Annotated in this window: 19 protein-coding genes and 2 pseudogenes; 14 read left to right on the plus strand and 7 right to left on the minus strand. The window is 60.0% G+C overall.

Annotation, left to right across the window (positions count from 1 at the left end; translation table 11 throughout):
* Nucleotides 1–11: 11 nt before the first annotated feature.
* Together M2401_RS11920 and M2401_RS11925 are read right to left on the minus strand one after the other, a co-directional pair.
* The gene (locus tag M2401_RS11920) at nucleotides 12–1,511 is read right to left on the minus strand and encodes a methionine--tRNA ligase (RefSeq protein WP_259102921.1); all 1,500 of its coding nucleotides are present in this window, start codon (nucleotides 1,509–1,511) and stop codon (nucleotides 12–14) included.
* Nucleotides 1,504–1,896: a cupin domain-containing protein gene (locus M2401_RS11925; protein WP_259102922.1), complete on the minus strand. Its 393-nt coding sequence runs from the start codon at nucleotides 1,894–1,896 to the stop codon at nucleotides 1,504–1,506. Before M2401_RS11925 ends, M2401_RS11920 begins: the two co-directional genes overlap by 8 nt.
* An 81-nt stretch (nucleotides 1,897–1,977) precedes the next feature.
* Here M2401_RS11925 and M2401_RS11930 point away from each other — a divergent pair, with 81 nt between their 5' ends.
* Nucleotides 1,978–2,115 carry a hypothetical protein gene (locus M2401_RS11930; RefSeq protein ID WP_259102924.1) on the plus strand — a complete coding sequence of 46 codons (138 nt, stop codon included), beginning with the start codon at nucleotides 1,978–1,980 and terminating at the stop codon, nucleotides 2,113–2,115.
* A gap of 107 nt (nucleotides 2,116–2,222) precedes the next feature.
* Complete coding sequence (locus M2401_RS11935; RefSeq protein WP_259102926.1) at nucleotides 2,223–2,492, plus strand: DUF2790 domain-containing protein; 270 nt, start codon at nucleotides 2,223–2,225, stop codon at nucleotides 2,490–2,492.
* Nucleotides 2,493–2,612: 120 nt separating this feature from the next.
* On the opposite strand, the gene M2401_RS11940 is transcribed toward M2401_RS11935, so the two are convergent.
* Nucleotides 2,613–4,226 (minus strand): MFS transporter, encoded by a 1,614-nt coding sequence (locus tag M2401_RS11940; RefSeq protein WP_259102927.1) that lies wholly within the window; start codon nucleotides 4,224–4,226, stop codon nucleotides 2,613–2,615.
* 251 nt (nucleotides 4,227–4,477) lie between these two features.
* Between M2401_RS11940 and M2401_RS11945 the strand changes: the two genes are divergently transcribed.
* Nucleotides 4,478–5,221, plus strand: coding sequence for a 2-keto-4-pentenoate hydratase (locus M2401_RS11945; protein WP_259102928.1), 744 nt, complete (start codon nucleotides 4,478–4,480; stop codon nucleotides 5,219–5,221).
* A gap of 50 nt (nucleotides 5,222–5,271) precedes the next feature.
* Here the strand turns inward: M2401_RS11945 and M2401_RS11950 are convergent, their stop codons facing one another.
* Together M2401_RS11950 and M2401_RS11955 are read right to left on the minus strand one after the other, a co-directional pair.
* Nucleotides 5,272–6,600: an OprD family porin gene (locus M2401_RS11950; RefSeq protein ID WP_259102929.1), complete on the minus strand. Its 1,329-nt coding sequence runs from the start codon at nucleotides 6,598–6,600 to the stop codon at nucleotides 5,272–5,274.
* A gap of 484 nt (nucleotides 6,601–7,084) precedes the next feature.
* A pseudogene (locus tag M2401_RS11955) lies at nucleotides 7,085–8,242 on the minus strand (pyridoxal phosphate-dependent aminotransferase); the annotation flags it as partial.
* A 230-nt stretch (nucleotides 8,243–8,472) separates the two neighbouring features.
* Here M2401_RS11955 and M2401_RS34475 point away from each other — a divergent pair.
* The 8 genes and pseudogenes from M2401_RS34475 to copD all read left to right on the plus strand — a co-directional run.
* A pseudogene (locus tag M2401_RS34475) lies at nucleotides 8,473–8,982 on the plus strand (MCP four helix bundle domain-containing protein); the annotation flags it as partial.
* A gap of 540 nt (nucleotides 8,983–9,522) precedes the next feature.
* Nucleotides 9,523–10,110, plus strand: coding sequence for a methyl-accepting chemotaxis protein (locus M2401_RS34480; RefSeq protein WP_409033920.1), 588 nt, complete (start codon nucleotides 9,523–9,525; stop codon nucleotides 10,108–10,110).
* 177 nt (nucleotides 10,111–10,287) lie between these two features.
* The gene (locus M2401_RS11965) at nucleotides 10,288–10,845 is read left to right on the plus strand and encodes a cytochrome b (RefSeq protein WP_259102931.1); all 558 of its coding nucleotides are present in this window, start codon (nucleotides 10,288–10,290) and stop codon (nucleotides 10,843–10,845) included.
* A gap of 140 nt (nucleotides 10,846–10,985) precedes the next feature.
* Nucleotides 10,986–11,465 carry a tetratricopeptide repeat protein gene (locus M2401_RS11970; RefSeq protein WP_409033921.1) on the plus strand — a complete coding sequence of 160 codons (480 nt, stop codon included), beginning with the start codon at nucleotides 10,986–10,988 and terminating at the stop codon, nucleotides 11,463–11,465.
* 105 nt (nucleotides 11,466–11,570) lie between these two features.
* Nucleotides 11,571–12,044, plus strand: coding sequence for an RNA polymerase sigma factor (locus M2401_RS11975; RefSeq protein ID WP_409033916.1), 474 nt, complete (start codon nucleotides 11,571–11,573; stop codon nucleotides 12,042–12,044).
* Entirely contained in the window at nucleotides 12,041–12,823 is a 783-nt protein-coding gene (locus M2401_RS11980) for an anti-sigma factor (protein ID WP_259102933.1), read from the plus strand. Before M2401_RS11975 ends, M2401_RS11980 begins: the two co-directional genes overlap by 4 nt.
* An 89-nt stretch (nucleotides 12,824–12,912) precedes the next feature.
* Entirely contained in the window at nucleotides 12,913–13,299 is a 387-nt protein-coding gene (gene copC, locus M2401_RS11985; protein WP_259102934.1) for a copper homeostasis periplasmic binding protein CopC, read from the plus strand.
* A gap of 8 nt (nucleotides 13,300–13,307) precedes the next feature.
* Entirely contained in the window at nucleotides 13,308–14,174 is an 867-nt protein-coding gene (copD, locus tag M2401_RS11990; protein WP_259102935.1) for a copper homeostasis membrane protein CopD, read from the plus strand.
* Here the strand turns inward: copD and M2401_RS11995 are convergent, their stop codons facing one another.
* On the minus strand, nucleotides 14,175–15,158 hold the full coding sequence (locus M2401_RS11995; protein WP_259102936.1) for an MDR family oxidoreductase: 984 nt from the start codon (nucleotides 15,156–15,158) through the stop codon (nucleotides 14,175–14,177).
* A gap of 48 nt (nucleotides 15,159–15,206) precedes the next feature.
* Complete coding sequence (locus tag M2401_RS12000; RefSeq protein WP_259102938.1) at nucleotides 15,207–15,854, minus strand: TetR/AcrR family transcriptional regulator; 648 nt, start codon at nucleotides 15,852–15,854, stop codon at nucleotides 15,207–15,209.
* Between the two features lie 110 nt (nucleotides 15,855–15,964).
* On the opposite strand from M2401_RS12000, the gene M2401_RS12005 reads away from it, so the two are divergent.
* The 3 genes from M2401_RS12005 (at nucleotide 15,965) to modB (ending at nucleotide 18,570) form a co-directional block, all read left to right on the plus strand.
* Nucleotides 15,965–17,041, plus strand: a complete 1,077-nt coding sequence (locus M2401_RS12005; protein WP_259102939.1) for a nitronate monooxygenase family protein — start codon at nucleotides 15,965–15,967, stop codon at nucleotides 17,039–17,041.
* Nucleotides 17,042–17,142: 101 nt separating this feature from the next.
* A complete protein-coding gene (gene modA / locus M2401_RS12010; RefSeq protein WP_259103295.1) occupies nucleotides 17,143–17,892 on the plus strand; it encodes a molybdate ABC transporter substrate-binding protein in 750 nt (249 codons plus the stop codon).
* Nucleotides 17,893–18,570, plus strand: coding sequence for a molybdate ABC transporter permease subunit (gene modB, locus M2401_RS12015; RefSeq protein ID WP_259102940.1), 678 nt, complete (start codon nucleotides 17,893–17,895; stop codon nucleotides 18,568–18,570).

The raw sequence follows: 18,570 nt of genomic DNA on the forward strand, positions 1-18,570 counted from the left end.
ACCGAGTCCGTTCAGATGGAGTATTCGGCCGCTGAGCCGCTCATGATGGTGGCCGTGATCCGTGCTTCGGGCAGCTCGAACGCTTCGATCAACCGTGCGGCCATGTCCGGAATCAGCGACTGCCCGGTAATGGCCATGAACGCGACGAAATGGCTGACCGGCCGCCCCTCGGCCAGCCGCGTGCGGGTAATGGCGATCACATCGAGCAACACCGCGGCCATGGCTTTCATGGAGAACCGCGCCGCTTCGCTGGCCGCGATCCATTGCAGGCGCAGGGCTTCCAGCAGCCCGGCATCGGCGCCGCACAGGCCGCTCCACCAGTCGCTGCCCTGCTGCCCGGCACTGTTCAGCAGCGCCGGGAAGAAAGTGCCGAACACCTCCTCGCGCCATTCAAGGAAATGCGCCAGGCGGAAATCGCCTTCGCTGTCTTCCGGCGCGATACTGGCCAGATACAGCCGCGCACTGTCGGCACAGGCCTGGCGCGCAAGGTCACCGACCCAGATCGCATGGTTGCGGCTGGTGGACAGGTTCAGGCCATCGAGCTTGAGGAACTGGTTGGGCACGAAACGCTGATCGACTTTCAGATGATCCAGCACCGCCAGCTGCGCCGGATAGACCACCGCATGACTGAACACGCAGTCGAAACCAAGAAAATGCACCAGAGTGCCCTGCCCCGACTGCCAGTACTGGCGAAACAGCTCCGGCTGGCCGATGCGGTCGGCATATTCGCGGAACGCTGCCATATAACCGGCCAGGCCCATGAACCAGGTATGCACCCGGCAGGAACCGTCTGCGGCCAGGTCCAGTCCGGCATCGCCCGGTCGGGTCACGCCCCAGTCATGCAGGTGTTCAAGGGTCTCGTGCAGCCAGCTGTCCAGGGGCTTGCGCCATTTGCGATTGAGCAAGGTGTCACGCAGATGGGGCTTGAACAGTTCAAGCTTGAGGAACGCCCGATTCGTGCTGCGCCATTGCGACAGCTCACGGCACAGCTTGCAGCGCAAGTCGCCCATCAGTTCGGCGTCCGGGGCCTGAGCGCAGTTTTCGCACTGGCTGGCATCGGATTCGGCGCCGCAGTAATTGCATAGGCCCCGGGCGAAGGCTTCGTAGCCCCAGCGGTCGCAATCCGGGCAATAGGGTTCCATGGAATCGCGGAATTCGATAAACCCAACCTTGTGCGCCTTTTCAAACACGTCGCGTACCGCATCGGCGAAGTACGGATTGCGATAAGGGCGCATCCAGTTATCCGGACGGATATTGATCGCCGCCAGGGACGCTTCGATACGATCGGTATTGCTGCGCGCCAGTTGCACTGGGTCCGTGCCGGTCTCCAGGCCCTTGCGCAGCATGTACGACTGGTAATCGTCGGAATAGGACAGCAACACGCAGTCATGACCGCGCTGGCGTTGTACCCGGGTGAATACATCTGCGCCGAGAAAGGGTCCGGCGATATGGCCGATATGCAGGTCGCCGTTGGGCGTTGGCGGGGTGATGGTGACGACGAACTTAGTCATTAAGGCACCCCGTTTTGTCGTTGTGCCCGGCAACGAAGGCATTGACGTAGGTCATGTCCCACCAGACCACGTAAAAGTGAAAGTCCTCGTCCGAGTCGTTGATCACGTAGTGGTTGGTGTGTTTCGGGATCGCCGCAATATCGCCGACCGCGAATTCCATTTCACGCTCCCCGACCACCAGCTTCGCCCGCCCCTTGATGGCGATGAATATTTCCTGGTCGATCTGGGTGTGGGCCTCGCTGGAGGTGCCTGGGCGCACGACGCACCAGCCTCCGGCAAATGGCATCGGATAGCCCTGCCAGGGCAATAAGCGACTGCCATCCAGTCCATACTCATGGACCAGCCCATCGAAGTTTGTTTTGCGATGTATCTCGAACTTTTGCATTTTCAAGCCCGTGCGCTGTTGGTGGGCTGGAGGATGCAAGTTGCTGATAGAAGGCGGCTATCCGATTAATAGTTATAAGTGATGATCAGCATCGAAATTTTAGATACACCCGCGCAGCACGTGGCCTGCGTGGCACACGCCCGGTTTTTTGTTATTGAACTTTCGGCAATGAATCAGGTACGCGCGGGTATCACTTCTGATGATGGCGCCTATCACTAAGCACCATTTCAGAAGTTGCCAGACAGCGGCCTAGAATTATCCCAACAGCGAAGAAACATGATCACTTCGCGCCTTGCCTGCCGCATTCGGTTGTATCGGAGAATCCCATGAAATACGTAATGTTTGCCGCCTTGTCGATGTTCAGTCTTTTTGCCGCTGCCGCCGAGGCGCCAGCCGCCGCAACCGCTCAGAGCGAGCAGTACAACTACTCGCAGAACCTGGATATCGCCAAGGTGATCAGCATCACCAGCAGCAACGCCAATCAGGCGGCCAGCAGCTGCGGCCCGGAAGAAGCGCATATGGTCTACGTCGACAGCAAAGGTGCGCGCCATGACCTGCAATACACACGCATGGGTGAGAATTGCGAACAGGGTTGAGTGAAGCCCGGAGTTAATTTGCAATGAAATTTTGTAGGAGCTGCCGAAGGCTGCGAACGGGTTTACCTGAGACACCGTCTTCGCAGGCATCGGCAGCTCCTACTGGTGCGTATTACTCATTCAAACCTTCACCGGATTCAACCGCGCCCACATCGCCCGACTGAAGATCCACAACATGGTCACGGTCGCCACCACCGCAATCACCAGGAACACGTCGTTATAGGCCAGGATATTCGCCTCCCGGGTCGCTGCTGTGGCAATCGAGCGCAACCCCGCCAGCTGCTGCGCGCCGGGGTCGGCCAGTACCTTTGCGTAGGCTGACGCCGCCTGCTGCACCCTTCCCACCACCAATGGCTCAGTGCTCGCCAGATGCTCTACCAACTGGCTGGAGTGAAACTTCTCTCGCACCGTCTGGAACGTCCCCAGCGCCGCCGAGCCGACCAGCCCGCCGATGTTCTGGGTCATGCTGAACAACACGGTAAAACTCACCAGATTGCGCGAATCGGCGATCACTCCGCCCAGGCCGGTGATCAGGGTCGGACCGAGGAAATAGGCGCCGCCGAAAGCCAGGAGAAACTGGCTGATATACATGTTCGAGGCACGGGTCAGGTTGGTGGCACTGCTGTCCATCCAGGCCCCCGCGGCCATCATCGCCAGGGAAATCACCAAAGGCTTCATCAAGTGCGCCGGGTCGATGGTCCAGGCACTGGTGACTAGCCCGGCAATACTGGCCAGCAGAATCACGGCAAACAGCGTCTGCAATTGATCGTTCTGCAAGTCAAACAACTGCAGGAAGCCCACGGCACCGATAGCCTGTTCCGACAACACCACGCGAATCAGGACTACCGCCAACGCCAGCTTGATGATATTGGCGCTGCCCAGCCATTGCAGATTGAGCATGGGCCGGGCCCGGTTGCGTTCGATTGCCAGCCCCGCGCAGATGCACAGGATCGAACCGGCACTCGCCACACCAATCCACGGCGCCTCGAACCACCAGTCGATCCGCCCCAGGGACAGCACCGCACAGAACAGCGCCGCGCCACTGGCCAGCAGGATAAAGGTGAGGAAATCCATTTTCTCGAACACCTTGCTGCGATCCCCCGGCGGCAGCTTGAGGGCGAACACGCACGCAAAAGACAACAGCGCCAGACCCAGTTCGAATACATACAGGCCGCGCCACTCATCGATCTGCAACAGGTTCATGGAGACCATGCGGGCAATGGGAATCGCCAGTTGCGATGAGCCAAAGCCCAGCACTACGGCACGCAGGCGCCATTTCCCCGGCCAGGCCTGAATCATGTAGAACAGCCCGAGCGAGGTCAGGGACGCGCCGACCATGCCATGTACCGCGCGCACAGCAATCGCTGAATCCAATGTATTGACGAACAGATGGGCAAAGGTCACCAACACGTACAGCAACAGGAACAGTTCGGTGAACAATTGCAGGCCGAACTGCTGGCGGAACCGCACCAGAATCAGATTCATCGACACATAGGTCATGTAATAGGCCGCAGGCAGCCAGGCAATCTGCGGCGTATCGGCGGACAGATATCCCTGCAGATAGGGCAGATTGACCGTGACCATGGCATTGCCTAGGCCGCCGGTAACCCCCAGCAGCACGCTGATGAAAGCAAAGGCAAAACGCTCAGGCAGGCTGTGCTCCGGGGTCGAGGGCGAGCCAGGGACGAAAGGTTTTTCCGAGGGTAGCCAGTGATGGGGCGCGTATTTGTCCAACGGCGTCGACTCCGCAGTAAATACGCCTTGATCCCATAGAAAACGCGACCGGTATTGCATCCTTGTGCGGGCTTCGAGGACGACGCCAATCCCTGCAGGAGCCGCCGAAGGCTGGGAAAGCGGTGTTACACATGTTCGCAGCCTTCGGCAGCGCCTGCAGAGCCGCGTATCACCTCAATCCGGTAGCGCCCTGCCCCCTTCATCGCTACTCTGGTCAGGTCTTCATTCATCAGCCTCAAGGATGCGCTCGCGTGAATCACTCGTCTCTTGCCGCACTGCTCGTCGATGCCTACCAGAACCGCCGCACCATCAGCCCGGAACAGATCCCCGCAGACAAACCGGCGTCTTACGCCGTGCAGCAGGAAGTCCTGCGCTTGCGCGGCGCTGAAGTCGGGGGCTGGAAACTCGGGTCGAAATCGTCCACGGGACCGATCCAGGGCGCGATGCTGCCAGCCGATTGCCTGTTGGCCAGTGGAGCTGAGCTTGAGTTCGCGGCCTACACCAAGCCGGCCATCGAGCTGGAAATCGCCTTTCGTCTGAACCGCGCCTTTACCCCGCGCGATGAGCCTTATAGCGATGCCGAGGTGCTGGGGGCCATCGGTTCCATGGGCACGACCATCGAGATCGTTGCCAGCCGGATCAACACCTGGCCGAAAGTCGAGCCGCTGCTGTCCCTGGCTGATCTGCTCAACCACGGCGCATTGATAGTGGGGGAATTCATCGATTACGACGCGGCGTTCCCGTTTATCGAGCCCGCGCTGAGCTTTACCTATGCCGGCGAAGACATCGTGCCCGGCGATGGCGTCAACCCGGCCGGCGATCCACGTCGCCTGCTGCCGTGGCTGGTCAATCACTACACCAGCCAGGGCCTGACCCTGACGCCGGATATCGTCCTCACCACGGGCTCCTACACGGGAATGCATTTCCCGACGGAGCCAGGTGTGGCGGTAGCCGAGATCAGAGGTCTGCCGGGTATCGGCTTCAGCTTTATCTAGTCCAACAGCGCCAGGCAGTCATTGCGACCGGCCTGGCGCGTACCGTCACATCAGAAGATGTTGATCGGGTAATCGGCAATCAGACGGAACTCATTGATATCGCCTTCAGCCTGGTCGGCATTGGCACGGTGCCAGGACTGACGCATACGCAATGCAAGATCCTTGACCGGGCCCGATTGCACGACATATTTGGCTTCCAGGTTAATCTCGTGATGTTTGCCATCATCGCCATATCCATAGTTGCGATATGGGCTGTTGGCCGCCATATGGCTGCCGTCGATATCATCACCGGTAATATAGCGAGTCATGAAACTAAGGCCAGGAACGCCATAAGTTGCCATGTTCAGGTCATAGCGAACCTGCCAGGATTTCTCACCCGGACCGTTGAAGTCAGAGTACTGCACGGAGTTGGCGAGGAAGATCGAATCGCCGGTATCGCCAGGGCCGTTATGGCCAAACGCTACATAGTCAAATGGCGTATCGCCATGAACTTTCTGGAACGCCAGGGTCACAGTATGGGCACTCAGGAAAGAGTAAGCCGCAGCCAGGGAAAAGGTGGTGTTGCTGATATCGCCAGCCTTGGCTGAACCGGTATCGTTGGTGCGATAGATGTTGAAATCGAAGTTCAACGATTGCAGATCGGAGATCGGCAAGGTCCAGTTGGTATTGGCGTAGTACTGATCCCAGATATCTTCGAGTTTCGAGCCGTACAGACTGACGGTCAGGTTGTCCGAGATCGCATATTTGCCACCGGCGTAGTCGATGCTCTTGGCCGCGACGTTGGCATAGGAGGCGTACAGCTCCTGATCGTGGTTGGTAGTGACCGGGCCATTACTGCTGGTGAAATGGCCACCATCGAGGTCAAGACCCGCGATCTCGCTGCTCAGCAGATTGAAGCCGGTCGCAGTCTGTGGAAACAGACGCGAACCACCGGCAGCGAAGACCGGCGCGGTAGGTTGCAGGTCGCCGTAGTGCAATTCGGTCTTGGAAATACGCACTTTTACCGAGCCGCCAGCGGTGCCGTACTGGTCTTCAGGCTCGCCGTTATTACGCACTGGCAGGTTACCGGTGCCGCTGGTGCCTGCGCCGCCATCGAGCTTGATGCCCCAGTAGCCGTAGGCATCAACGCCGACACCAACGGTGCCCTGGGTGAAACCGGAGCTGAAATTGCCCAGTACGCCCTGGGTCCAGTCCCTGCGATCGCCACCGCCATTCTTGCCGTCGCGATTGAAGTAGTAATTCTTGAGGTGGATATTGAGGCTGCTACCTTCGACAAAACCTGTGGCCGTCGACTGGTCACTGACCACAGCGGCCATGGCCATTTGACTCACGCCTAGAGAGACCGCGAGCGTGACGAGATTCCACTTCATGAACGTCATTGTTTTCCCCTGTTTCAAATGTGTACCTGTAGCCGTTAATGCCGAGAAACAGGGCTTGTCCCGCAACTCAGGCAACAACGAAATACGGGCAGAAGAACGACGGCAGATGAAAAAATTTTAATGTTGCCGTTATTGAAACGCCACGGCTATACCACAGGTCTTTGACCCGATTCTTATATTCGCTACGGTCGATCCGTATAGGGTTTGCTCACCCTTGCGACAATTTTGTAACATTTTCTATCCGATTTAATCTTGTCGAATTAGTGATAGTCACTATCGATCTTCGTAATAGTTTGATTCTGCACAGCGATGGTAACGTTGGCCCCGATGAATTCAGCAGCTCAATTGCTTTCTGTTATCCGCAGCAGATAAGCGGTTGAGCAGTTGCTCCACTTCATCATTCCTTTGGTAACGCCTTTATAGCCACCCCATTGCTCAGTGAGGTGGCTTTTTTTATGCCCGCAACTTGCGTCTACAGCCCGCCGACAAAGGCTTTGATGCGTTCACAGGCGCGCGCAAGATGGGCCTCGCTGAGGGTAAAGGACAGGCGCACAAAACCCTGGGCCGGCTCGCCAAAAGCCGCCGCGTCGAGCACCGAAACACCGCCTTCACGGTACAGTCGCCAGGCAAAATCCAGAGAGCCGAGACCCGTGCCGCGCACATCGACGAGCACGAACATCCCTGCATCAGGCTTGAGCACCTTCAACTGCGCACATGCTCCCAGGCTCTCCACCACCAGGTCGCGACGGCGCCGATAGACCTCGCACATGTCCCGAGTGACTTCGTCATGGGCCAGGACCGCCGCCAGGGCGCCTTCCATGACGAACCCCGGCAAGCCGTAAAGCATGCTCAGCGACAGGTTCTCGACGTGAGCCACCAACGCCGGCGCCGCCACCAGCCAGCCTATGCGCCAGCCGGTCATCGCATGAGACTTTGACAGGCTGCAGACAATAACGCAGCGCTCTTCCATGCCCGGCAGGCTGGCCAGGCTAACGTGTTCGCGCTCGTAACACAGGCTTTCGTAGACCTCGTCCACTACGACCCAAAGATTATGGGCAATGGCCAGTCGGGCGATGCCTTGCAACTCGTCGGCATTGAGAACGACACCGGTAGGATTGTTCGGGTTGGACAGGAATATCGCCTTCGTATGAGGGGTGATAGCCGCCTCCAGCCTTTGCAGGTCGGGGCGAAAGCCGCTGTCAGCATCGCAGGTCACCCGTACCAACGTCGCACCGGACGCCTTGAGGGTGGCTTCGTAGGTGACGTACATCGGATCGAGCACCAGCACCTCATCACCAGCCTGCAACAGACAAAGCGACGCGGTGAACAAGGCATTCTGCGCGCCTGCCAGGGTAATCACGCTGGCCGCCGACACTTCCCGCCCCAGACGCTTGCTGTAACGTCCGGCGATGGCCTGACGCAGGTCCGGGCGTCCGGCGATATCCGTGTAATGGGTATCCCCTGCCTGCAGGGCGCCCACAGCAGCCTCGGTAATGAAATCAGGCGTGGCGAAATCCGGATCGCCGACGCTGAGAATCAGCACATCACTGCCCTGTCGCTGGGCCTCAAAGGCTTCGTGGTGAATGTCCCAGGCTGCCACACCATACCCGGCGATTCGTTCAACTAAAGGGGAAAAGCGCATGCCAGAGCCTCTGCAGAGAAAAATCGATGGCCCCACGTTACACCTTACAACGCAAGCCCAAGAGACCAACATAGGCAACGATTCACGTTCGATCAATTGTAGGTAATGTCGAATCGATGGCGTTAATAGTTAAAAACAGTGAGCCGATCTTCACTTGACAGTGTAAAAGAGCGACAAAGTAATGGCTTAGTAGAATCACTCAATCCTCTCCCTGTCGTCCGGAAGTCCTCATGTCCAAACAACTTACAATCGCAAAAAGACTCGGGCTGGGTTTCGGTCTGGTCCTGGCGCTCATGATTGCGGTCGCCGCCATTGGCGTGCAGCGCGTCGGGCTGATCGAAAACACGCTGAACAACGTCAGCGAGGACGCCTCGATCAAGCAGCGCTATGCCATCAACTTCCGCGGCAGCGTACACGACCGCGCCATCGCCATCCGTGACGCCGTACTGGTACGCAGCGAAGACAATCTGGCCGTACACCTGCGTGATATCGAGCGGCTCAATGCCCTCTATCAAGCCTCGGCGACGCCCATGGATCAGATCTACCAGAGCAAGGGCGCCAGCAACGCAGAACGCAAGCTGCTGGACGATATCAAGGCCAGCGAACGCGCCGCCCTGGCGGCCACCGACACGCTGCTCAAGCTGCGCCAGCAAGGCGAGCAGGACAAGGCGCAAACGCTGCTGATGACCCAGGTATCCGGGCTGTACAAGGACTGGCTCAACCGTATCAACGCCCTGATCGACCATGAAGAAGCCTCGATCGGCAAAGACGTCGGCTTCGTCCGCGAAACCGCTTCGCATTTTGCCCTGCTGATTTCCCTGGCCACGGCCGTTGCGGTAATCATCGGTGTGATTGCCTCATTGATGATTATCACCAGCATCAAATCGACCCTGGGCGCCGAGCCCCACGAAGTGGCCCGGCTGATCCGCCGCCTGGCCAGTGGCGAGCTCAACGACACCATCGAAACCAAATACCCGGACAGCGTCATGGGTGCCCTGAAAGCCACCACCACGCACCTCTCCGCGACCATTACCCAGGTACGCTCGGTGGCCATGGAACTGATGGGTTCGTCGTCGCAACTGCGCTCGAGCTCGGACAGCAACAGCGAGCAGATGCGCCTGCAAACCAGCGAGACCGAGCGCATGGCGACCGCCATCTCGCAAATGAATGCCACCGTGCAAGAAGTGGCCGGTTATGCCAGCCAGGCGGCCAATGCGACGCAGAACGTCGATCTGGAAGTGGAAAAAGGCAAACAGGTGGTCGAAGGCACCGCCAGCGCCATGGGCGAACTGGCCCAGACCCTCGAAGCCGCAGCACAGTCGGTGGGTCAGGTGGCCCAGGACAGCCAGCAGATCGAAGGCATAGTCGATGTGATCAACTCCATTGCCGAACGCACCAACCTGTTGGCCCTTAACGCCGCCATCGAAGCCGCGCGGGCCGGTGAGGCAGGCCGTGGCTTTGCCGTGGTTGCCGATGAGGTGCGCTCCCTGGCGACCCGTACCCAGGACTCGACCCGGGAAATCCGCGAAATGGTCGGCCAGTTGCAGACAGGCGCTGGCAAGACCGCCGGGCTGATGCATGACAGCCGCCAGATGGCCCAGCGCACCGTGGAGCAGACCCGCCTGGCGCAAAGCGCCCTGATTCAGATTCGTCACGAAGTCAGTGCAATCAACGGCATGAACGCGCAGATCGCCACGGCTTCGGCACAGCAAGGTGTCGCCACTCAGGATGTCAGCCTGAATATCCACCGCATCCACGACTCGGCCATGGAGGCCGCAGTGGGTTCCAATCAGGTCGCACGCTCGAGCCTGGAGCTGTCGAACCTGGCGGATGTGCTGACGGATCGAGTGAGTTTCTTCAAGGTCTGAATTCGTTGGAGCGAGGCTTGCCCGCGAAGACCTTGACTCAGTATGCCTGGTGTACCGAGCCGTTCAATTCGCGGGCAAGCCTCGCTCCAACAAGCGACATCCATAAATATTTACAGATCTATTCGAATAAATCCTCCTTCTGCGGTGTTCACCATCAGACGCCACAGAGGGTTTCCCATGAACGACCTGCACTCCCCCGGCCATGAACGCTATGACCGCCTGACTCAATGGTTCCACTGGCTGACCGCCGCAACCGTGATCTTTCTGTTTGCCAGTGCCCATATCTGGGAAAACCTGGCCAAGGGCACCGACCTGCGCCGTGGTCTGCAATCGGTGCATATTTCCCTGGGGATCGCCCTGGCCGTGCTGATTGTGTTGCGGATCGTCTGGCGAGTGTTCGTCGGTACACACTTGCCCGCCCACGGCTCCCCCGCCACCCGCCTGCTGGCCATGCTCGGTCATCTGGCCCTGTACGGCCTGTTGCTCGCACAAATTGCACTAGGCTTTATGTTTCGCTGGGCTCAGGGTGAGCGCTTCGAATTTTTTGGCCTGTTTGCCATTCCTTCACCGCTGGCCACGGATCACGATTTCGCCCATGTGCTCGGCGGCCTGCACGACAAAGTGGCCTGGGTGATCATCATCCTCGCCGGTCTGCACGCCTGCGCCGCGCTGATTCATCACGCTGTTCTGAAGGACCCGACCCTGCGCCGGATGCTGCCTGTACCACGCCGCTGATTTTTTTTGCAGGGCCGATGAATAAAACCGCGAACAGGGGTGTTTACCTCAAGTGCACGCCCAACTCCTCAGGAGATACGCCGATGAATACTTCACTCTTCAACCGCACCCTGCTGCTGGCCGGCTGCCTCACCGCTGCCATGACAAGCTTCCAGGCCCAGGCTTCCGGCGATGAAGATTCGCCGCCCAAGCCTGACTGCCCGAAAGGCCAGGTTCGCGACAGCAAGACCAACAAATGCGTGCCGCAACTGAGCAAAGCGGCTTCCGACGCCGATCGCACCGACTACGCTTACCGCCTGGCCAAGGCCGAGCGCTACGAGGAAGCCCTGAGCCTGCTCGATACCCTGCAGGAGCCCAATACCGCCAAGGCCTTGAACTATCGCGGCTATGCCACGCGCAAATTGGGGCGTACTGATGAAGGCATCGGCTACTACCTGAAATCGGTGGCGCTGGATCCCAATTACGCCCAGGTCCGTGAATACCTCGGTGAAGCCTATGTGATCAAAGGCCGCATGGACCTGGCCCAGGAACAGCTGCAAACCATCAAGACCCTGTGCAGCACCAGCTGCGAGGAATACCGTGACCTGGCCGAAGCCATCGATAACGCTTCACGCACCTGAAGCCCGCCTGAAACCCTGCGCACCTGACCGGAGGTCGCCATCGCCAGCGATGCACAGCTCAGGACAGAACTGGGCCAATACCTGCCACGCCTGTGGCGCTATGGCATGCTGCTGTCACACCAGCGCCACGTCGCTGACGACCTGGTCCAGGCCACCTGTGTGCGCGCCCTGGAGCGTGCGGCACAGTATCGGCCCGACACCCGGTTAGACCGCTGGTTGCTGGCGATCCTGCACTCGATCTGGCTCAACGAGATCCGCTCACAGCGGGTACGCCAGGGCCAGGGTTTTGTCGAAATCGACGAAGCCCTGGCCGTCGATGGTGAACATATCGCTGAACAGCAGGTATTGGCGGGCCAGGTGATCCGCCAGGTCAACGCCCTGCCCGAGGCCCAGCGGGAAACGGTATTTCTCGCTTACGTAGAAGGTCTTTCCTACAAGGAAGTCGCCGAAGTGCTGCAAGTGCCCATAGGTACGGTGATGAGCCGACTGGCCAGCGCCCGCCTCAAGCTGGCGCAAGGCACGCGTGCCCATGCCTCCCTGGACAGCTCGCCGAGCGTATTGGCAGGAGAACGGCCATGAATGATCTGCCCCTCAATCCGGTCGCCGATGAAGATCTGGTGGCCTATATCGATGACGAACTGAGCCCGCAACAACGCGCCAGCGTCGATGCGGCCCTGCAACAGCAGCCGCAGCTTGCCGCACGACTTGAACTGTTACGCGGCAGCGAACTGCCATTTCGCCAGGCGTTCGACAGCCTGTTGGTCGAAGCGCCCCAGGAACGACTGCACGCCATGCTCGATAATCTGACACCGGCGAAACCTGCCGCTCCTGGTTTGAGTCGACGGCGCTTTTTTGCCGTTGCGGCCAGTTGCATGCTGGCCGGGGTACTGGCTGATCGTCTGTTTCTTGCTTCACGTACACCGCCACCGAACAGCCGCGGCTGGCGCGGTGTGGTGGCTGAATATATGGCGCTGTATACCGCGCAGACCCTGGAAAACCTCAATCCGGATACTGATGCGCAGAACCATCAGTTGGCCTTTGTCGGTCAACATCTGGGCCTGCCCCTGGATGCCGAACGGGTCAATCTGCCGCAGCCACAACTCAAGCGCGCGCAGATCCTCGAATACGACGGCGTGCCCATCGCCCAGATTACTTATCTGGACCCGCAATTCGGTCCCCTGGCCCTGTGTATCACCGCCAACGCGCAGGGCACGCCCACTCGCGGCAGCGAACAGCGACTGGGCATGAACGTGGAGTTCTGGTCCACCGACAGGCATGCCTTCATGCTCATCGGGCACAATCCGCCTGACGAGTTGCGCAGCCTCTCCGAACGCCTCCAGCAGCGGCTTCCTACGTGAAAAAGCGCTACCTGACTCTGGAGTCATGCGGCGCTTTCTGGTCTAGTAGCGCCCTTGTTTCTGCCCATTCGTTTTAAAAAGGTACCCGCATGTCTGCTCAACGCCTCAAGCACACCCTGGCTGCCCTGACCCTGTTCGCAACCCTGGCCGCCGCGCCATCAGTGTTCGCCCATGCGCATCTGGAAAGCCAACTGCCTGCCGCCGACAGCACCGTCCCCGCCGTCAAGGAACTGCGCCTGAACTTCTCCGAAGGCGTTGAAGAGAAATTCACCAAGATCAGCATCACCTCCACCGTCGGCGGCAAGACCGAAGTCGAGGGCACGGCCAATGTCAGCACTGACCCCAACGACAAGAAAGTCCTTATCGTCACCCCTGCCGCGCCCTTGGGTGCAGGTGAGTACAAGATCGAATGGCACGCCGTTTCGGTCGACACCCACAAGAGCGAAGGCAGCTACAGCTTTACCGTCGCCCCGTAAGCGCATCCATGCAAGACGCGCTGATCCTGTGCCGTTTCCTGCACTTTTGCGTGGTGCTGGTCCTGTTCGGGCTGTGTTTGTGTCGGCACGCGCTGTTCGCTGCGCTGCTGGGGCGTAACGGCATCGGACGAAACGATGCACAACTGCAGAAAGGTCTGCACTGGCTCGCTGCTGCAGGCCTGCTCAGTGGCATCGCCTGGCTATCGCTGACCGCCGCCAGCATGGGCGGTAACTGGCAGGATGGTCTCGATCCGCAGACCGTACTGCTGGTGCTGGGCAATACCTTCTTTGGTCATGTCTGGAGCTGGCATCTGGGGCTCAATGCGCTGTTGCTGATTGCCCTGCTGCGCCCGCTCGCAACATTCTGGCGATTGGCGCTGAGCACCCTGCTGCTGTTGACCCTGGCGCCGGTCGGCCATGGCGCCATGTTCGACGGTTTCGAAGGCTTGCTGCTGATCCTCAATCAGGCCGTGCATCTGCTGGCCGTCTCAACCTGGCTCGGCGGTCTGGTTCTGCTGGTGCTCCTGGCTGGCGCGCGCGACACCGACAAACGCGCCCTGCTCCTGCGCTTCAGCGGTGTCGGCTACTTTCTGGTAGCGGCGATCATCGTTACCGGGCTCATCAACGTCCGCGCCCTCAGCGGCGCACTCTGGCCCAGCCCGGCCTTCTCAGGCTTCGGCCTGATCCTGTCGATCAAACTGGCCATGGTCCTGTGCATGCTGGCCCTGGCCCTGTTCAATCGACTGGTTTTGCTCGACCCGCAGCGGCCCATCGGCATTCTCAAGCTGAGTATCGCCGTCGAATGCCTGCTCGGTTTTGCTGCTGTGGCTGCGGTATCACTGCTGGGGACCCTGCCGCCGGTGCTCGCAGGCTGATCAGCGCGCCAGATTGACCACCACCCGCCCACGCACCTTGCCCGCAAGAATCTGCGGAGCCACTTCCAGCACCTCACTCAAGCCGATCTCATGGCTGATCAGCGGCAGCAAGGATTGATCCAGATCCGAGGCCAGGCGTGCCCAGGCTTCCAGGCGGTCTTCCCGTGGCCGGTTGACACTGTCGATCCCGGCCAGAGTGACGCCGCGCAGAATAAAGGGCGCAACCGAGCCGGGGAACTCCATACCCTGAGCCAGACCACAGGCGGCGACGGTGCCGCGATAGCGAGTGCTGGCGCAGATATTGGCCAGGGTATGGCTGCCAACCGAATCGATGGCGCCGGCCCATCGTTCCTTGGCCAGCGGTCGCCCCGGCTCGGACAAGGTGGCGCGATCGATGATTTCGGCAGCGCCCAGTTGCTTGAGGTAATCACTCTCGGCCACACGACCGGTAGATGCCACCACTGCGTAGCCCAAGCGGGCCAGGAGCGCGATGGCAAAGCTGCCGACGCCGCCGTTGGCGCCGGTGACCAGAATCTCGCCCTTGTCCGGGGTGACGCCGTGCTTTTCCAGGGCAATCACACTGAGCATCGCGGTGTAGCCCGCCGTGCCGATGGCCATGGCCTGGGCAGGCGTAAACGCGCTCGGCAGTGGGATCAGCCAGCGGCCCTGCAGGCGTGCTTTCTGCGCCAGACCGCCCCAATGCACTTCGCCGACGCCCCAGCCATTGAGCAGCACCTGGTCGCCGACCTTGAACTCAGGGTCGCGGCTGTCCTGCACCGTGCCGACCAGATCAACCCCCGGCACCATGGGAAAGCTGCGTACCACGGGGCTGGCGCCAGTAATCGCCAGGCCGTCCTTGTAGTTCAGAGTGCTGTAGGAAACGTCCAGAGTGACATCACCTTCCGGCAGCGAATCTTCGCTGATATCTGTCAGCGCGGCGCGATAACCGCCGTCGTCTTTTTCGATCAAAATGCCTTTGAACATGAAGCCTCCGATAATTTAGACCGATCGTCTCTTAATAGGCCAAACAATTCATTGCGGCAACCCGCGCAGGAACCCCGCAATGAAGGTATTCAGGGGAACATCGCTTTTCACCAGCCGGGCGCGCAGTACCGCGCCTTCCCAGCCAATCCAGAAATAGGCGGCCAGCTCGATGCAATCGGCGCTCATGGCCAATTCGCCATGCGCCTGCGCTGCCTGCAGACACACCGTCAAACGTGCCTGCCAGTCGAGAAAAATCGCTTCCAGTCGCGGGCGAAAGACTTCCGGCAGGACACTGACTTCCTGACCCAGATTGCCGACCAGGCAACCGCGTCGATAATCGTAGCGAGCCATCCCGGCCTTGGCGTGTTGGACAAAACCCACCAACCGCTCCAGGGGCGTCAGGCTTTCATCCAGTAACCAGCGATCCAGCCTGCGGGCGAAGAATGCCGCGTAGTTTTCCAGCACGGCCTGGCCGAAGGCTTCTTTGCTGTCAAAGTAGTGATAGAACGAGCCCTTGGGCACGCCGACGCGCTTGAGGATGAAATCCAGGCCGGTGGCCATGAAACCCTGCTCAGTAAGCACCTCGGTGCCGCAGCGGATCAGCAGCTCACGGGTGTGCAGGTTGTCCCGGTCGACACGAGGCGGACGGCCGGGGCGTCGAGGCAGTGGTTGTGTCTGGAGGGCTTCTGTTGTCATATTTTGAATAATAGACTGATCGTCTCTTAATTCAAGTACGACTAAAGAATGCCACGCTGTTAACCTTGTGCCGCTGCTCAACCATCCCCCACGATCATGGAGAGAAGACAATGACTGCCTGGCCCGACACCCGCATCCTGACCCTGTTCGGCATTGAGCTGCCGATCCTCGAAGCGCCCATGGCCGGACCCTCCGGCTCGGCCCTGGCCATTGCGGTGGGCAATGCCGGGGGGCTGCCGTCCCTGCCCTGCGCGCTGCTGACCGAAGAACAGATTCGCAGTGAAGTCGCGCTGATCCGCCAAGGCACCCGCGCGCCGCTGAACCTGAACTTCTTCTGCCATCAGCCACCGGAGCCGGACGAGCACCGCGCCTTGCAATGGAAACTTGCGCTGCGCCCGTATTATCACGAACTCGGTGCCGATTTTGACGCGCCGACACCGGTCTCCAACCGCGCGCCTTTCGAGGAAAGCAGCTGTACCCTGGTAGAAGAGCTCAAGCCGGAAGTGGTCAGCTTCCATTTCGGCTTGCCGCCCAAGGCATTCATGGATCGGGTCAAGGCCACCGGCGCCAAGGTGATTGCCTCCGCGACCACGGTGGATGAAGCCATCTGGCTCGAAGAGCGCGGCTGCGATGCGATCATCGCTATGGGCTATGAAGCCGGTGGTCATCGCGGCATGTTTCTCAGCGATCGCCTGGAAACCCAGGTCGGCATCTTTGCCCTGATCCCGCAGATCGTCGATGCCGTGAGCGTGCCGGTGATCGCCGCAGGCGCCATCGCCGATGGCCGTGGGGTGGCTGCAGCCTTCATGCTCGGAGCTTCAGCCGTGCAGGTCGGCACCGCCTATATGTTCTGCCCGGAAGCAAAATTGACCGCGCCGCACCGCGTCGCTCTGGGCAAGGCCAAGGACAGCGAGACCGCCATTACCAATATGTTCACTGGTCGCCCGGCCCGCGGCATCATGAATCGGGTGATGAGTGAACTGGGCCCCATGAGCGATCTGGCGCCACGTTTCCCCCTGGCGGGCGGTGCCTTGATGCCACTGCGAGCCAAGTCGGAACCGACCGGCAGTGGCGACTTCATGAACCTGTGGGCGGGCCAGGCGCTGGGCATCAAGCATGAGCTGTCGGCAGAGGCGCTGACCCGGCAATTGGCCATATCTGCGCTGGAGAAGCTTTCGGGCCGTTAAAACCGGGCTTCCGCGAATCGTGCCAGCGCTATATATTCAGTTATATAGCCATATCCCGGCACGATTCCCCCCAAAACAACACCCTGGAGCTGTTCATGCGCTTGTCTACCCGTCTGTCCCTTGCTGCGGTCGTCGCCACCCTGGCGATGAATTCAGCCTTTGCCGATGAAGTCCAGGTGGCCGTTGCCGCCAACTTCACCGCGCCGATCCAGGCTATCGCCAAGGATTTCGAAGCAGACACCGGCCACAAACTGGTCGCCGCCTATGGCGCTACCGGGCAGTTCTACACCCAGATCAAGAATGGCGCGCCGTTCGAAGTGTTCCTCGCTGCCGATGACAGCACCCCGGCCAAGCTGGAGCAGGAAGGCGATACGGTCAAAGGCTCGCGCTTCACCTACGCCGTCGGCACCCTGGCGCTGTGGTCGGCCAAGGATGGCTACGTGGATGACAAAGGCGAAGTGCTGAAGAAAAACGCCTACCAACATCTGTCCATCGCCAACCCCAAGGCCGCACCTTATGGCCTGGCCGCCACCCAGACCCTGGCCAAACTGGGCCTGACCGACGCGACCCAGGCAAAAATCGTTGAAGGCCAGAACATCACCCAGGCTTATCAGTTCATCTCCACCGGCAATGCCGAGCTGGGCTTCGTCGCCCTGTCGCAGATCTACAAGGACGGCAAGGTCACCAGCGGTTCGGCGTGGATCGTTCCGGCCAACCTGTATGAACCGATCAAACAGGACGCGGTGATTCTCAACAAAGGCAAGGACAACGCCGCCGCCAAGGCCTTGGTCGAGTACCTGAAAGGTCCGAAAGCCGCTGCGGTGATCAAGTCCTATGGGTATCAGCTGTAAATGTTGAGCGGGGCCGACTTTGCGGCGATAGGACTGACCCTGAAACTGGCGTCCCTGACGACCCTGATTCTGTTGTTGGTCGGTACACCCATCGCCCTGTGGCTGGCCCATACCCGCTCTTGGCTCAAGGGGCCCGTCGGCGCAATCGTGGCCCTGCCACTGGTGTTGCCGCCGACGGTGATCGGCTTCTATTTATTACTGCTGCTGGGGCCTAACGGCGCCGTGGGCCAGTTCACCCAGGCCCTGGGCCTGGGCACCCTGACCTTCAGTTTCACCGGGCTAGTGATCGGTTCGGTGCTCTATTCCATGCCCTTTGTCGTGCAGCCGTTGCATAACGCCTTCGCGGCAATTGGCACACGTCCGCTGGAAGTGGCCGCGACCCTGCGCGCCAATCCGCTGGACACCTTTTTCACCGTCGTGCTGCCCCTGGCCCGACCGGGCTTTGTCACGGCGGCCATTCTCGGCTTCGCCCACACCGTCGGCGAATTCGGTGTGGTGCTGATGATTGGCGGCAATATTCCCAACAAGACCCGCGTGGTCTCGGTACAGATCTTCGATCATGTCGAGGCCATGGAGTACGCCCAGGCCCACTGGCTGGCGGCGGCCATGCTGGTCTTTTCATTTCTGGTGCTGCTGGTGCTGTATTCCAGCGGCACGCGCAAGGCCGGCTGGAGCTGA

The sequence above is a fragment of the Pseudomonas sp. JUb42 genome (genome assembly GCF_024807945.1).
Lineage (GTDB): Bacteria > Pseudomonadota > Gammaproteobacteria > Pseudomonadales > Pseudomonadaceae > Aquipseudomonas.

Excerpts from the sequence above, each read along its gene's own strand:
- M2401_RS11965 (WP_259102931.1), top strand. The coding sequence starts at position 10,288 with ATGAACGACCTGCACTCCCCCGGCCATGAACGCTATGACCGCCTGACT.
- copC (WP_259102934.1), top strand. The coding sequence starts at position 12,913 with ATGTCTGCTCAACGCCTCAAGCACACCCTGGCTGCCCTGACCCTGTTC.
- M2401_RS11995 (WP_259102936.1), bottom strand. The coding sequence starts at position 15,158 with ATGTTCAAAGGCATTTTGATCGAAAAAGACGACGGCGGTTATCGCGCC.
- M2401_RS11950 (WP_259102929.1), bottom strand. The coding sequence starts at position 6,600 with ATGACGTTCATGAAGTGGAATCTCGTCACGCTCGCGGTCTCTCTAGGC.
- M2401_RS11970 (WP_409033921.1), top strand. The coding sequence starts at position 10,986 with ATGACAAGCTTCCAGGCCCAGGCTTCCGGCGATGAAGATTCGCCGCCC.
- M2401_RS11980 (WP_259102933.1), top strand. The coding sequence starts at position 12,041 with ATGAATGATCTGCCCCTCAATCCGGTCGCCGATGAAGATCTGGTGGCC.
- M2401_RS34480 (WP_409033920.1), top strand. The coding sequence starts at position 9,523 with ATGGGCGAACTGGCCCAGACCCTCGAAGCCGCAGCACAGTCGGTGGGT.
- M2401_RS11935 (WP_259102926.1), top strand. The coding sequence starts at position 2,223 with ATGAAATACGTAATGTTTGCCGCCTTGTCGATGTTCAGTCTTTTTGCC.
- M2401_RS12000 (WP_259102938.1), bottom strand. The coding sequence starts at position 15,854 with ATGACAACAGAAGCCCTCCAGACACAACCACTGCCTCGACGCCCCGGC.
- M2401_RS11920 (WP_259102921.1), bottom strand. The coding sequence starts at position 1,511 with ATGACTAAGTTCGTCGTCACCATCACCCCGCCAACGCCCAACGGCGAC.
- M2401_RS11975 (WP_409033916.1), top strand. The coding sequence starts at position 11,571 with ATGCTGCTGTCACACCAGCGCCACGTCGCTGACGACCTGGTCCAGGCC.
- copD (WP_259102935.1), top strand. The coding sequence starts at position 13,308 with ATGCAAGACGCGCTGATCCTGTGCCGTTTCCTGCACTTTTGCGTGGTG.
- M2401_RS11925 (WP_259102922.1), bottom strand. The coding sequence starts at position 1,896 with ATGCAAAAGTTCGAGATACATCGCAAAACAAACTTCGATGGGCTGGTC.
- M2401_RS11930 (WP_259102924.1), top strand. The coding sequence starts at position 1,978 with ATGATCAGCATCGAAATTTTAGATACACCCGCGCAGCACGTGGCCTGC.
- modB (WP_259102940.1), top strand. The coding sequence starts at position 17,893 with ATGTTGAGCGGGGCCGACTTTGCGGCGATAGGACTGACCCTGAAACTG.
- M2401_RS12005 (WP_259102939.1), top strand. The coding sequence starts at position 15,965 with ATGACTGCCTGGCCCGACACCCGCATCCTGACCCTGTTCGGCATTGAG.